Origin of the sequence: Ruminococcus sp. 1001713B170207_170306_F1, assembly GCF_015668065.1 — a bacterium.
Lineage (GTDB): Bacteria > Bacillota > Clostridia > Lachnospirales > Lachnospiraceae > Blautia_A > Blautia_A faecis.
On record NZ_JADPEX010000030.1, the window covers coordinates 17,798 to 30,907 of the forward strand.

16 protein-coding genes, 2 pseudogenes and 1 riboswitch are annotated in these 13,110 nt (G+C 37.4%); of the genes and pseudogenes, 17 read left to right on the plus strand and 1 reads right to left on the minus strand.

Going from position 1 to position 13,110, the window contains the following annotated elements; genetic code table 11:
• Nucleotides 1-2: 2 nt before the first annotated feature.
• The 17 genes and pseudogenes from I4V84_RS16140 (at nucleotide 3) to I4V84_RS16215 (ending at nucleotide 12,369) form a co-directional block, all read left to right on the plus strand.
• Complete coding sequence (locus tag I4V84_RS16140) at nucleotides 3-452, plus strand: helix-turn-helix transcriptional regulator (RefSeq protein WP_243284131.1); 450 nt, start codon at nucleotides 3-5, stop codon at nucleotides 450-452.
• A gap of 133 nt (nucleotides 453-585) precedes the next feature.
• Nucleotides 586-661: riboswitch (cyclic di-GMP riboswitch) on the plus strand.
• Between the two features lie 163 nt (nucleotides 662-824).
• Nucleotides 825-3,698: a transporter substrate-binding domain-containing protein gene (locus tag I4V84_RS16145; RefSeq protein ID WP_195992929.1), complete on the plus strand. Its 2,874-nt coding sequence runs from the start codon at nucleotides 825-827 to the stop codon at nucleotides 3,696-3,698.
• A gap of 80 nt (nucleotides 3,699-3,778) precedes the next feature.
• Nucleotides 3,779-5,197, plus strand: coding sequence for a histidine kinase dimerization/phospho-acceptor domain-containing protein (locus I4V84_RS16150; RefSeq protein WP_195992931.1), 1,419 nt, complete (start codon nucleotides 3,779-3,781; stop codon nucleotides 5,195-5,197).
• Nucleotides 5,182-5,973, plus strand: coding sequence for a response regulator (locus I4V84_RS16155; protein WP_195992933.1), 792 nt, complete (start codon nucleotides 5,182-5,184; stop codon nucleotides 5,971-5,973). The genes I4V84_RS16150 and I4V84_RS16155 overlap by 16 nt, the downstream gene beginning before the upstream one ends.
• Nucleotides 5,974-6,609: 636 nt before the next feature.
• Nucleotides 6,610-6,807, plus strand: a complete 198-nt coding sequence (locus tag I4V84_RS16160; protein WP_227199271.1) for a hypothetical protein — start codon at nucleotides 6,610-6,612, stop codon at nucleotides 6,805-6,807.
• Between the two features lie 395 nt (nucleotides 6,808-7,202).
• Entirely contained in the window at nucleotides 7,203-7,829 is a 627-nt protein-coding gene (locus I4V84_RS16165; protein ID WP_306797052.1) for a GNAT family N-acetyltransferase, read from the plus strand.
• 39 nt (nucleotides 7,830-7,868) lie between these two features.
• Nucleotides 7,869-8,339, plus strand: a complete 471-nt coding sequence (locus I4V84_RS16170; protein WP_173716680.1) for an LURP-one-related family protein — start codon at nucleotides 7,869-7,871, stop codon at nucleotides 8,337-8,339.
• Between the two features lie 39 nt (nucleotides 8,340-8,378).
• Nucleotides 8,379-8,597 carry an aspartate dehydrogenase gene (locus tag I4V84_RS16175; protein ID WP_118577832.1) on the plus strand — a complete coding sequence of 73 codons (219 nt, stop codon included), beginning with the start codon at nucleotides 8,379-8,381 and terminating at the stop codon, nucleotides 8,595-8,597.
• Nucleotides 8,598-8,623: 26 nt separating this feature from the next.
• Nucleotides 8,624-8,800 carry a YccF domain-containing protein gene (locus I4V84_RS16180; protein ID WP_117845440.1) on the plus strand — a complete coding sequence of 59 codons (177 nt, stop codon included), beginning with the start codon at nucleotides 8,624-8,626 and terminating at the stop codon, nucleotides 8,798-8,800.
• 308 nt (nucleotides 8,801-9,108) lie between these two features.
• Complete coding sequence (locus I4V84_RS16185; protein ID WP_195379373.1) at nucleotides 9,109-9,402, plus strand: type II toxin-antitoxin system RelB/DinJ family antitoxin; 294 nt, start codon at nucleotides 9,109-9,111, stop codon at nucleotides 9,400-9,402.
• A complete protein-coding gene (locus I4V84_RS16190) occupies nucleotides 9,392-9,706 on the plus strand; it encodes a type II toxin-antitoxin system RelE/ParE family toxin (protein ID WP_118577834.1) in 315 nt (104 codons plus the stop codon). The genes I4V84_RS16185 and I4V84_RS16190 overlap by 11 nt, the downstream gene beginning before the upstream one ends.
• Nucleotides 9,707-9,917: 211 nt before the next feature.
• Nucleotides 9,918-10,124, plus strand: a pseudogene (locus I4V84_RS20870) (AAA family ATPase); the annotation flags it as partial.
• Between the two features lie 70 nt (nucleotides 10,125-10,194).
• Nucleotides 10,195-10,606: pseudogene (locus I4V84_RS16200) on the plus strand (DUF188 domain-containing protein).
• Between the two features lies 1 nt (nucleotide 10,607).
• Nucleotides 10,608-10,904: an ArsC/Spx/MgsR family protein gene (locus I4V84_RS16205; RefSeq protein WP_195699304.1), complete on the plus strand. Its 297-nt coding sequence runs from the start codon at nucleotides 10,608-10,610 to the stop codon at nucleotides 10,902-10,904.
• Nucleotides 10,905-11,476: 572 nt separating this feature from the next.
• Entirely contained in the window at nucleotides 11,477-11,677 is a 201-nt protein-coding gene (locus tag I4V84_RS19705; RefSeq protein ID WP_187565428.1) for a hypothetical protein, read from the plus strand.
• Between the two features lie 38 nt (nucleotides 11,678-11,715).
• Nucleotides 11,716-11,931, plus strand: coding sequence for a hypothetical protein (locus I4V84_RS16210; protein ID WP_118577954.1), 216 nt, complete (start codon nucleotides 11,716-11,718; stop codon nucleotides 11,929-11,931).
• A gap of 21 nt (nucleotides 11,932-11,952) precedes the next feature.
• Nucleotides 11,953-12,369, plus strand: a complete 417-nt coding sequence (locus I4V84_RS16215; RefSeq protein ID WP_118568242.1) for a hypothetical protein — start codon at nucleotides 11,953-11,955, stop codon at nucleotides 12,367-12,369.
• Between the two features lie 52 nt (nucleotides 12,370-12,421).
• Here the strand turns inward: I4V84_RS16215 and I4V84_RS16220 are convergent, their stop codons facing one another.
• Complete coding sequence (locus tag I4V84_RS16220) at nucleotides 12,422-12,937, minus strand: helix-turn-helix transcriptional regulator (RefSeq protein WP_173717405.1); 516 nt, start codon at nucleotides 12,935-12,937, stop codon at nucleotides 12,422-12,424.
• Between the last annotated feature and the right edge of the window lie 173 nt (nucleotides 12,938-13,110).

Genomic DNA, 13,110 nt, shown 5'->3' on the forward strand with positions numbered 1-13,110 from the left:
TCATGACATTTGAAGAATATTTGAGTAATATGAAGCCCGGATATACTGTAGACGGTGGAAGTGAAGACCATCTGATCATGCATGAGCTGTCTCAAAGGGCATTAAAAATAACGATGGAGTTGAATAACAAATATCATACAAAAGAAGAAATTGTACAGCTTGCTTTGCCATATGAGATCCTCCTTCAGCATGCCTCTATTGTATCATGCTTATGTGTATTTGGAATTTCCCAGTCATCACTGGGAAGAATCATGGCGCAGGAAAACCTGCCGTCGCTGATCACACTTGAAAAAATATGTACAGCTTTGGGTGTGACATTATCACATTTTTTTCAGGAAGGTAATTCAGAGAATCTGACAGAAAAACAGAAAGAAGTTTTAAGGATATGGAATAATCTGAGTACAAATGAGCAGGAAACAGTGATGTCAATGCTACGTGGTCTTCGGAAGTAGAAGAATAGTTCGAGTATATGTATCGGCTGTTCTTTTTTTATTTTTGTCGTTAAAACGGTAATGTTTTCTTGTGTATACTAGAGCATTAAAGTATAATGAAATCAGTTTTTTTGCATAAGTATTAAAGCTATAATAAGGAAATCGGCAAACCAGATGAAAGTCTGGGACGCAAAGCTACAGGGCCTGTAAAATGGCAGCCAGTTGCATGAAATGAGGTTGCACTGTCTGTTTGGCAGTGCTTTTTTATGGTAGAGCACTTGAATAAGTAATACAGAAGCTGTTTGGAAAAATAGCGGGGAGGTTATTGACAATTAATGAATGTAAAATTAAAATCTGGAAGCAAGCAACTGTAGCCTAGAGGAGGGGAGAAAGATGAAGAAGTGCAAATTAGTACAGAATATAATGAATTTCAAATTTTGTTACATTATATTTTGCACAATTATATGTTTTATTGTTTTATCCGTTCCTACATTTGCCAAAGAAAACTCTGACAATGTTATCCGGGTAGGATCTTTTGAAGAAACTTATAATACCGTCAATGAAAAGGGAGAAAGAAGCGGCTATGGTTATGAGTATCTTCAAGATATTGCAGGTTATGCAGGATGGACATATAAATACATAACAAGTGATTGGAAAAACTGCTTTACACAGTTGGAAAATGGAGAGATTGATATTCTTGGTGACATTTCCTATACAGACGAACGTGCTGAAAATATGCTTTTTTCCGATATGCCTATGGGGGAAGAGAAATATTACATCTATACGGATGCATCCAATATGGATCTTACAGCAGGAAATTTGGATTCTTTTGAGGGAAAAAATATTGGTGTGTCTAAAGATAATATAGTGGAGGATGTGCTTAATGAATGGGAATCAAAATATGGTCTGCATACGAAGCATATCAATGTTTCTACAACCACAGAAATTATGGACAAACTGTCGAAACATGAAATTGACTGCTTCGTTTCGGTAGAAGAATCCCGTTGGGAAGAATCGGATATTTCACCGCTTACAAGTATTGGAGAGACAGAAATCTATTTCGCTATAAATCCAGAACGTCCGGATATCAAAGAAGCACTGGATAGTGCTATGCGCAGAATCAAGGATGACAACCCATTTTACACAGATGATCTCTACAGGCGTTATCTTTCTGCACAGAGCAGCTCGTTTCTTTCAAAAGAAGAAAGTGAGTGGATCGGGCAGCATGGTGCAATCCGGATAGGGTATCTGAATCAGGATGGAGGTATCAGCAGTGTAGATCCATCAACAGGTAAACTGACAGGTGTTATTACAGATTATGTGGATCTTGCAGAAAATTGTCTGCAAGGTCAGACTCTGGAATTTGAATTAAATGGATATGAGACAAGAAGTGAACTGCTTCAGGCATTGCAGGATGGAAAAATAGACCTGATTTTTCATGCAAACCAGAATCCATACTTTGCAGAAACAAATGGATTTGCTTTGTCGGATACGCTGTTGACTCTCAATATGGCAGCAATTACGGCAAAGGATTCTTTTGATGAAAATAAAGAGAATATAGTTGCCGTTGAAAAAGATGATTTTGCATTGAAAGCATATCTTTCATACAATTATCCGCAATGGAAGGTTGTGGAATATGAAACATCAGATGCAGCAGTAAAAGCAATGCAGAAGGGGGAGACGGATTGTATTGTAAGCAATTCAGGTACTGTTTCAGACTATTTGAAAAATAATAAGCTTCATAGTGTTTTCCTGACAAAAGAAGCTGATGTTCCATTTGCTATTCTGCAGGGAGAACCGGTTCTTTTGTCCATTCTGAATAAAACACTGACATCTATACCTACAACTCAATTTTCAGGTGCAGTAGTTTCGTATAATGCTTCCTTACGAAAAGTTACAGCGAAGGATTTTATTCAGGACAATTTACTGACAGTTTCACTTATCGCTGGAATTTCTTTTTTCGTTGTTCTGTGTATAATTCTTAATTCTTTGAAAAAATCAAAACGTGCGGAAGAAAAATCCAAGAAGTCTGCTGAGCAGGCATTGAAGCTGAATCAGGAGCTTGAAGAAAAACAGCAGGAATTACAAAATGCACTTGTAGAAGCACAGAGTGCCAATAAGGCTAAGACTTCCTTTTTAAATAACATGTCTCATGATATCAGAACACCGATCAATGGTATTATTGGCATGCTTACGATTCTTGAGAAAAGCGGAAATGATGCTGAGCGGGCAAAGGATTGCATGAATAAAATACATGAGTCATCGAAACTGCTACTATCATTGATAAATGATGTTTTAGATATGGCAAAGTTAGAATCAGATACAATGGTTTTTGGTGATGAATCCATCAATCTGGATCAGGTATGTCAGGAAATCACGGAGTCACTATCTTTTCAGGCAGAAGAAAAAGGACTTCATGTTATAGGAGAACATGATGATTACAGTGGTATATATGTTTGGAGCAATGCAGTTCATCTGAAAAAAATATTGATGAATCTGTTTACAAACAGTATGAAGTACAATAAGGTGAATGGTTTTATTTACATGAGTATGAGAACGATTGAAAGATTAGAAGATCACATGACATGTGAATTTAAAATAAAAGATAATGGAATTGGAATGTCAGAAGAATTTATAAAAAATGAATTGTTTACTCCATTTGTACAGGCAGATAATTCCCCACGTTCTGATTATAATGGGACAGGTCTGGGAATGCCTATTGTGAAACAACTTGTAGAAAAGATGGGCGGAACCATAACAGTTGAAAGCAAGCTTGGTGAAGGAAGCTGTTTTACTGTAATACTTCCATTTAAAATTGATACGAATGCACGGCCAGAAGAAAAAGAAGATTTTGATGCAGATATATCAGATATCCGGGTATTGCTGGTTGAAGATAATGAGCTGAATGTGGAAATAGCAGAATTTATGCTGACGGAAAATGGGGCTAAAGTAGAAACAGTGAACAATGGGTTAGAAGCTGTTCAGCATTTTGAAGCTTCCGAACCGGGAACATACGATGTTATTTTAATGGATATTATGATGCCGGTGATGGATGGTCTTACTGCTGCAAGAACAATAAGAGACCTGGAACGGCAGGATGCAAAAATAATCCCTATCATTGCTATGACTGCAAATGCATTTAGGGAAGATGCAGAAAAGTGTATGGAAGCAGGAATGAACGCACATCTCGCAAAGCCGCTGGATGCGGAAAAAATTAAGCAGACCATAAGCGAAGAGTTGAGAAAGCAAAATGCCTGTCATAAATGATTATGAGGCAACCGCAGCAATCAGGAGCCTTCCAGATGCATGGGAAAAGCAGACAGGAAACATAGAGAGAGGATTTTGTTATGACAGAAATTAATTTATTTCCGAAGCAACCGCAGTCTGTGACTGTTTTGGTTTTTATAACTGTGCTGATCGTTCTGCTTCTTATCCTGACTGTAATGGTACATATGAGGAACAGAAAACTGAAAAGTACGTTGGAAGAACAGATGGCGGAAAGACGGCTTTTGGATAAGATATGTGCAGATTTTACGGCTGTCTATTATGTTGAATTAAATACCGGTTCCTTTGAAATTCTCCATATAAACGATGGAACCAACGTAAAAAAAATGAATCTGAAACAGGGTGATAATTTCAATTCTTCTGCTGACCAATATGCGGTTCAATATCTGTATGAGAAAGAAAGACAGGAATTTAAGGACTGGATTTCGACAGGGCATCTAAAGGAACAGCTTTCCCGGAAGGAGCGCATTACATACCATTATAGAAGTAAACCGAATCCGAACCAGCATGAATTTTTTGAGGCACAGGCAGCCAAAATATACGAGGATGAGAAACATTTTTTCGCACTGGTGGGTTTTCGGCATATTGATGATATCATGGAAAAAGAAACTACGATCCAGAATCAATTAAAGCAGGCACTGGATGAAGCACGGCTGAGTAATGAAATAATCTCAGCAATTGCTAAGAGTTACTGTTCTATCTACAGGATTGATGTGCAGAAAGATTTTTTTGAAGAGATATCAAATGACTGTGAAATACACAAACTGACAGGAAACAGAGGCAGTGCATCGGAGAAACTGTATCAGCTTTGTGATACAATGGTTGCATCTGAATACCGTTCGCTGATCCGTCCATTTCTGGATGTCTCTACACTTTCAGCAAGATTGAAGACGGAAGAATGTATTTCTACAGAATACAGAATGTGTGATGGCAGTTGGCACAGGATGCTTTTTACTGTAAAAAAACGGGATGGGTCTGGAAATGTAACCCATGTTTTATGTACAGTCCGTAGTATCAGCGATTCCAAGAGACGTGAAGAGGATCTTAACTTTGCTGCGGAAGCAGCAAAGCGGGAAGCCGAAATGAAAACAAGGTTTCTGGCAACGATGAGTCATGATATCCGTACACCACTGAACGGTATTATCGGTATGGTAAATATGGGAAATCAGTACGCAGATGATCCACAGATGCAGCAGAAGATCAGAGAAAAGGTAATGGAATCCCTGAAATATCTGGTGTCTCTGGTAAATGATGTGTTGGATATGAATAAACTACAGAGCGGGGATTTGAAGGACCAGCAGCTTTTATTTGATCTGACAGAGGTACTGCAGGAACTGAATCAGATTTATGATGAGCGGGCTGCCAAGAAAGGCATCGGTATGAGATTGACTGGAAAAATGGTACATACAGTCACAGCACTCTGGTTGGAAACCCGATATATCTTGGAAGGATTCTGTCGAATATTATGGACAATGCCATAAAATTCAGTCAGTCGGGTAGTGTGCTCACGTTCGGGGTTAAGGAAGAAACTCTGGATGATGACAGAGCAAATTTCACTTTCTACTGTAAAGACCAGGGTGTGGGTATGAGTGAAGATTTTATTGCACATGCTTTTGATATGTTCTCTCAGGAAAGCGAAACAAGCAGATCCAGGTATGAAGGCACCGGACTGGGGCTTGCAATTACGAAGCAACTCGTGGACAGAATGGATGGAAGTATTGAACTGAAGAGCAAAGCAGGTGTCGGGACAACAGTTATTGTAAAAATTCCGTTCAAAATTGGCACACAGGATAAAAACAGTAATTTATCAGATAAGCCAGTAAGCCTTGATGATTATTCGGTAGAAGGCATGCGGGCATTGGTTGTGGAAGACAATGAGTTGAACATGGAAATTTCCAGATGTATACTGGAAGACAGCGGTATGGAAGTTACATGTGCAGTAGACGGGCAGGAAGCAGTTGAAATCTTCGAGAAATCTGCACCGGATTATTTTGGGGTAATTTATATGGATATTATGATGCCGAGGATGAATGGTCTGGATGCGGCAAGGACAATCAGGGAAATGAAAAGAAGGGATGCCAGGAGGGTTCCGATCATTGCAATGTCCGCGAATTCTTTTGCAGAAGACATTATCAACAGCCGGCTGGCTGGAATGAATGTTCATCTTGCAAAGCCACTGGATGCGGAAAAAATGATCATTGCCTTAAAACAATGCATGGCAGATAATAGCGATGTAAAACTGCACGAAGATTTGTAGGAATAAAAAGACAGAGCATATAAAGTTGTTATATGGTCTGTTTTTTAATTCCTTAGAAGAAGCAGGCTGTGAAAATTCATATGTCTTTTTGGGACTGAAATAATTACTTAAATGAAAAACTAATTTCCAGCTGTGGACTATCCCTGTCTGACATCATTAGCAAAATCAATGCAAGGGGAACATAATTAGGATAAAAGCAGACCGGTGGAGAGCAAAATCTCTGCTGGTTTTATATATGAGATCAAATCAGAGCATGTGAGAAAAAGTCCAGCTAACATTTGAGTTCTGCTCTGTTGTCACCCCTTATTCGGGGATGTAAATCAGAGAAAAGGCGGGAAAAGAAACAATCTCTCCCAAACCTGCAAACATAAATTGAACAAAATCGCTGCGCGATGGCCTACCAAGGCTATGGCATAGCGATTTTCTTTTTTCTATAACAAAACAGTGGAAAGCAAGTCCTAAAAGTAGTATTGTTAAGTCACCACAACGAAACAATCAAACAGGATCGACCTTCCCACTGCCTATGAAAAGAATACCACCCTTCCGCTTGGTTGGCAAGCGGTTTTATGACCAAAATGCACCTCCATATAAAGCAGTGTTCCGGATAACTACTGATTTTATATGGAGGATTTTATTATGTATGAAAAATATTTAGAACAGCTTGAGGAAGCCGGAAAAATCCGTAACCTTAAAGAACGTTCCATCAACTGCTATAAAAACTATGTCTCTTATTTTCTGAAATATCAGAATAAGAATCCTGAAGAGACACAAAAAGCTCACTTTATGCCGGAATCTCCTCGGATGCAAAAAATATCTTTCAAAGCTCAGGGATAAGGAGATGCCAGAAATATTGAAACAGCTATACGGGATAAACATCTATGTATGTAAATCCTGCGGTGGACATCTTGGAAAACCACAACTGAGAATACCGCAAAGGTGTTAAAATCCAAATCTTTTATATGTTTTCTAAGCCTCAAAATCCTGAGGTTTAATTGTTATACCTATTTATCTGAAAATTCTTGATTTCTGTAGCGTCTGCACAGGAAATCCTGTATAATCATGGATAAGAACAAAAGATTAAAAGTCCATAGGTAGTAGCTACTCGGACGCTCACTTTGTTCAATTAGGTCAAATCGAAAATGGAGTAAACGAAGGGGCAGTTCACTGAAATGTCAAAACTGCTTTTTCGTTTACTCCATCATCGATTCTAACCTAAAGAATTGTCTTAATTGGATAAATCGAAATTGAATACTGAAGGGATATATTTTAAAATGATACTAGAAACTGAAAGATTGATTTTAAGAAAGTGGACGCAAGATGATGCAGAAAGTTTGTTTACTTATGCAAAAAATCCAAAAGTAGGGCCAATTGCCGGATGGCCTCCTCACAAGGATATCGAATCAAGTAAATATGTTATTGACAATATTTTCACCGGAGCAGAATGCTATGCAATCTGTGAAAAAGAGAATAATGTTGCAATAGGAGCTGTTGAACTAAAACTAAACGGACATACAGATATGACAGATAGAGATGATGAATGTGAACTTGGTTACTGGTTGGGAGAACCATTCTGGGGCAGAGGGTATATGCCAGAAGCGGCATATGCGCTTATGAAACGAGGATTTGAAACGCTTGAAATGACTACAATATGGTGTGGCTATTATGACGGAAATAAAAAGTCCAAAAGAGTACAGGAGAAACTTGGATTTATTTATCATCATACTTGCGATGAGGTTCCAGTACCATTGCTTAATGAGGTAAGAGTTGGCCATACAAATGTCATAACAAAAGAACAATGGAAAAGCCATACACAACCTGATGGAAAAATCCACGTAGCCAATATCGAAGAAGTGTAAAGAACCAATTATATCTGTTGGAGAGAGCGGTGAAAAGTTATGAAGTTATTATTTAAACAAAGGCTATTTTCATGGTTTGACAGCTATGATATTTATGATGAAGCAGGCAACACTGTTTATGTAGTAAAAGGTCAGTTGTCCTGGGGACATAAACTTGTAATTTATGATGCCTATGGAAATGAAGTAGGAATGGTTGTTCAGAAAGTACTTACTTTTCTTCCTAAATTTGAGATTTATAAAAATGGCAGTTATATTGGATGCCTGAGCAAAGAATTCTCATTCCTGACGCCACATTATAATATTGATTACAATGGATGGCATATTGATGGAACCATTATGGAATGGAACTATAGCATTCTTGATCGAAGCGGTTATTCAATTGCACGGGTTAGTAAAGAACTGTTTCATATGACTGATACATATGTTATTGATGTGCAGGATCCAGGAAATGCGTTGGATGCGCTGATGTTTGTACTGGCAATCGATGCAGAAAAATGTTCCAGAAATTAATAGTTGATCTTGTTTCTGTAATTATTCGGAGGATGAAGTATGGGATTATTCAAAAAGAAAATCATGAAAAAAACATATGACCGAGAACATATGAAACCAGTTATTCGTGCAAGTATTTGTACCGGAGAAGAAGTAGCAGGGTTCAAAGACATACGGACCGGAAAAATCGAAGAAATCATGCTGATCAGATCGCCGGAGGACTTAGAAAAATTTAAAGAGATATATGAGATAACAGAGGAAATTGCAAAAGAATATTAAACATTGGATAAGGCGGATGTATTGTCATGAGAACTATAGGTAATATTCTTTGGTTTATATTTGGAGGATTACTGGGTGGACTGGCATGGATTTTTGCAGGATGCATATGGTGTATTACAATTATTGGAATTCCATTTGGAAAGCAGTTTTTCAAGATGGCAAGACTCTCTTTCATGCCATTTGGTGCGAGTGTGATAGGATAAAAGAAAAAATAAAAAAGAATTTGTTTAATTGGATAAATCGGAATTGTGCGCCCAGACAAGCTCTCCGGCAATCAGGACACAGACAGGTGGTTATCCTGGCATCCCAATCATTGGACGTCAGGAACTGAATGAGTACAGAAAGAAAAAGTTGTGCCGATTGTATTTTTATTGTACCTACCTCAATTGTAATCTAAGATTCCATACCTACTATCTTAGATAAGTGCAAAGAAATAAGTGAAATATCAATACAATTGTATTGAATTAGTAATGAAATAGCATTATAATGAAGAAAAAAGGAGGTATCTAAAATGGCAAGTACAATTCAGATCAGGGTAGACGATGATTTGAAAAATAAATCAGATCAGCTTTTTAAAGATCTTGGAACTGACACGACATCAGCAATAAGGATGTTTTTAACGCAGGCGGTTGCATATAATGGATTTCCATTTGAAATAAAACGAACTGTGCATAATCCTTATACATCTATGACAGAAGAAGAGATGCTTCAAAGACTGGAACAATCCAGAGAATCTTCAAAAAGGGGAAATTACCGAAATGCAGATGATGTGATTTCAGATATAAGAGGAAAATATGGATTATAAAATAGTTGTAACAGCTGAAGCAGAAGAAGACTTGAATCAGTTTATACAGTATCTGTTTTTCGCTAAGAAAAATAAGCAAGCAGCGAAAAATGTGCTTGATGATTTTGAGAATACTATTAAAAAGTTAAAGTATGTAGCGAGTAGTTTGAAAGTATGCGACAATCCACGTTTACAGAGTCTGGGATATCGTCGAATAAATTTTCAACAGCACAGATATTTTATGTTATATAGAATAGAAAATGATGTTGTATATGTGGATGATATTTTCCATGAGTTACAAGATTATGAAAACAAAATGATATAAATGGAATATTGGCAATAAAAAGATCATTTACCGTAAAACCGTAGATGGTCTTTTTTTATAACAAAAGAAAAATCAATAGTATTTGTAAGGCGTCAGTGGAGTCATTTCACTGGCGTTTTTATTTTTTTTATCTATTTTCATTTCTCCCTAAACTTTCCCAAACTTGGAAGAAGGTGAGGAAGAAGTGCCGGAATTATCAATTAAAGAAAGTATGGAGCTGATCAAGGAGTATATCGCATCTAAAAGCTTCAGCTATGATGGCGAGTTGATTGAAAACTTTTACCTCAGCTTAAAGTCAAAACCATTTGTAATTCTTGCCGGTACTTCCGGAACCGGAAAAACACGCTTGGTGAGATTGTTTGCTGAAGCAATTGGAGCAAATTACAAACTGGTTTCAGTTCGCCCTGATTGGTCAGACTCATCAGATTTATTTGGACACGTAAATCTGAAAGGTGAATTTGTTCCGGGAGCTATCATTGATTATATTAATGAAGCGGCTAAACCAGAGAATATCAACATTCCATATTTTCTTTGTGTGATACCAATCATGTGTTATTTTCTGATTACAGTGAAGTGATCGTAGTTGGAGCCGGAGCAGATGCCGTGGATTATAAACTAATCAGCATTTGCCATAGGGGCGATATTGTCGTATCACAGGACTACGGTGTGGCTGCAATGGCATTAGGGAAAGGTGCTTATGCGATTCATCAGTCTGGGAAATGGTATACCAATGAGAATATTGATCAGATGCTTATGGAGCGTCACTTGAACAAGAAAGCACGAAGGGCATCTGGAAAGAATCATTTAAAAGGACCACGAAAACGAACAGCAGAGGATGATGAGCATTTCAGAGCATCTTTTGAAAAAATGATACGTATGGCGATGGACAAGGAGAATTAATTTGAATATACAGATTTTTGGAACAAAGAAGTGCAATGATACAAAGAAAGCAGAACGTTTCTTTAAGGAACGTGGGATCAAGTTTCAGTTTATTGATATGAAAGAAAAGGGCATGAGCAAGGGTGAATTCAATTCGGTTGCCCAGGCAAATGGTGGACTGGAAAATATGATCAACTGGGAGGGCAAGGATAAGGATTTACTTGCGCTCATTAAGTACATTGCAGAGGAAGATAAACTTGAGAAGGTACTGGAAAACCCGCAGGTGATTAGGACACCGGTGGTCCGTAATGGAAAATAATCCACTCTTGGATATCAGCCGGATATCTGGAAGGCGTGGAAATAAGAAATTGAGGTGACAAGTAACGGCTTCATTTAATCAGAAGCTCCGTACGTTATATGGATATAAGTTCATAGATGGGAATGTAGGAACCAGCGAAGAGGGAATAATCACATTACCGCTCTATATGATCGCTTTCTTTGATAAAGTATCAGAATAACTGTACAGATACAAATCGTTCCCGACTTGGGGATGATTTACAAATCATTTTTAGAATTCCATGGGGACATAACAAAATAATATTTGCATTGCTGATAAGCAGTTCATCTGAATAAAGAAAATAAAATGATCACAATCAATAAAGCAGTTAATAACGCCGATACAGGATTTTTATAATCCTATACCGGCGTTTTGATGGTTACAAGAGAATGTATTTTACGCTTATTTTCCAAATGTATTGCTGGATTTTTCAGTTCATCATTTTCCAATATGACTTTAATCAATTCATCTTCAGGAACAATTCATGCAGAGGAATATAAAGACAGAATTCTCAAATTTCGAGAAATATAAAGATGCAATTCCTCATGGTGGATGTGTATTATGAAAAAGAAATTTGTTATAGTGACAATATCAACAAAAAAGCAGAATATAAATGGGGTGATCAGATGGAAGCGGCACAGAGAATTCGATTAATCCGGATAATAGAAAAGATGGAGAAAAATTCGGCATTCAGTAATAAGCTTGGTATAAAGAACGCATCTGAATATTCAGCAGAAAAAGAACAGAAAAAATGAAAGACACATATTAAAATGAGTTTCAGAAGGAGAAAAAAATGTTATCGTTATTATTTACAATTTGTATAATTTGGTTTGTCGGAAAATTTTTTGTTTTTGGGTTAAGAGCATCCTGGGGAATTATGAAACTACTTTGCACAGTTATTTTCTTCCCGGTGATATTGATTGGCATGGTTGTAGGTGGACTGATGTACATTGCTTTTCCATTATTGATTGTCGGTGGCATTATAGCTTTGGTGACGTCACATTCATAATGGATCAGGAGGAGAAAACCAATGGGATATGATATTGAAAAAGAAAAGAGAGAAGCAATTGAAGCTGGGCGCAGAGCTTTGAACAGTCTTCAGGCAGCAAAAGAAAATTTAAACAGTGCAAAGAACTGGGGCCTGGTAGATATGTTTGGCGGCGGCTTTTTCACTACGATGTTAAAACATTCTAAAATGGATCAGGCCAAACGGAATATGGAACAGGCAAAGTATGATCTTCGTAATTTCAGCAGGGAATTAAATGATGTAAATATGGTATGTAACTTGAATATCGATACTGGAGATTTTCTTTCTTTTGCGGATTATTTCTTTGATGGTTTTGTTGTGGACTGGGTGGTCCAGGATCGAATCAATAATGCAAAAAGACAGGTAGAAGAAGCAATTCGAAGAACAGAAAGTATCGTCAATCAATTACAGCGTATGTAAAGGAAAAGGCAATGAGTCAGAAATGGTTCATTGCCTTTCGTCGATTTATGGCTTATTTTAATTTTTCTTTCTCGGCATTTAAGAGCTCAAGATTAAGCCCCTGTTCTCCGGCTGTCTTATCTACCCAAAGATTCAAAGAGTCTATGGCTAAAGAAATTTCATCAAGTTTTTTACTGATATAAGCAAAATCTTTCATTTCATCATCGCTGATCTTACCGTCACGGGCAATCTGGATCAGACGACCGGTAAGAGGATTGATTTCATTCAGACTGGCAATTGTCTCCAAAATGATATTTGACAGATCGGTCACTTCTACTTCTGGAACATAACGATGGCCGATTTCGCATTTGTGAGAGCAATAATAATTGCAAAGATCTGGTCTTTTATAGGCATCTGCCATCTGGAGGATATCATAAGGCGTAGGTTCTTGTGTTTCATATTCAAATTTTTCAATTTTTGAATCAGATACAGCATCCATTTTTTCACTGGCCTCTGCTCTTGTAAGTCCTGCCGCTTCTCGGTAAAGCTGGTAAATTGTTTTGTTTTCCCTGGTGGATTGTTTACCCATGAGAATTTCCTCCCCGTATATCGCCAAACATGCAGAGCATCTATGTTCCAGGCTGCATGCTGAGCGTGTATTTCTTATATGAATTTTATTATACATAAATTATGAACTAACAACAAGTAATAGACTTTGTAAAATTATCATTTTAGGGTTTATATCAAAGAATGCTCAAGGAA

Excerpts from the sequence above, each read along its gene's own strand:
- I4V84_RS16140 (WP_243284131.1), top strand. The coding sequence starts at position 3 with ATGACATTTGAAGAATATTTGAGTAATATGAAGCCCGGATATACTGTA.
- I4V84_RS16145 (WP_195992929.1), top strand. The coding sequence starts at position 825 with ATGAAGAAGTGCAAATTAGTACAGAATATAATGAATTTCAAATTTTGT.
- I4V84_RS16150 (WP_195992931.1), top strand. The coding sequence starts at position 3,779 with ATGACAGAAATTAATTTATTTCCGAAGCAACCGCAGTCTGTGACTGTT.
- I4V84_RS16155 (WP_195992933.1), top strand. The coding sequence starts at position 5,182 with ATGGACAATGCCATAAAATTCAGTCAGTCGGGTAGTGTGCTCACGTTC.
- I4V84_RS16160 (WP_227199271.1), top strand. The coding sequence starts at position 6,610 with ATGTATGAAAAATATTTAGAACAGCTTGAGGAAGCCGGAAAAATCCGT.
- I4V84_RS16170 (WP_173716680.1), top strand. The coding sequence starts at position 7,869 with ATGAAGTTATTATTTAAACAAAGGCTATTTTCATGGTTTGACAGCTAT.
- I4V84_RS16175 (WP_118577832.1), top strand. The coding sequence starts at position 8,379 with ATGGGATTATTCAAAAAGAAAATCATGAAAAAAACATATGACCGAGAA.
- I4V84_RS16180 (WP_117845440.1), top strand. The coding sequence starts at position 8,624 with ATGAGAACTATAGGTAATATTCTTTGGTTTATATTTGGAGGATTACTG.
- I4V84_RS16185 (WP_195379373.1), top strand. The coding sequence starts at position 9,109 with ATGGCAAGTACAATTCAGATCAGGGTAGACGATGATTTGAAAAATAAA.
- I4V84_RS16190 (WP_118577834.1), top strand. The coding sequence starts at position 9,392 with ATGGATTATAAAATAGTTGTAACAGCTGAAGCAGAAGAAGACTTGAAT.
- I4V84_RS16210 (WP_118577954.1), top strand. The coding sequence starts at position 11,716 with ATGTTATCGTTATTATTTACAATTTGTATAATTTGGTTTGTCGGAAAA.
- I4V84_RS16215 (WP_118568242.1), top strand. The coding sequence starts at position 11,953 with ATGGGATATGATATTGAAAAAGAAAAGAGAGAAGCAATTGAAGCTGGG.
- I4V84_RS16220 (WP_173717405.1), bottom strand. The coding sequence starts at position 12,937 with ATGGGTAAACAATCCACCAGGGAAAACAAAACAATTTACCAGCTTTAC.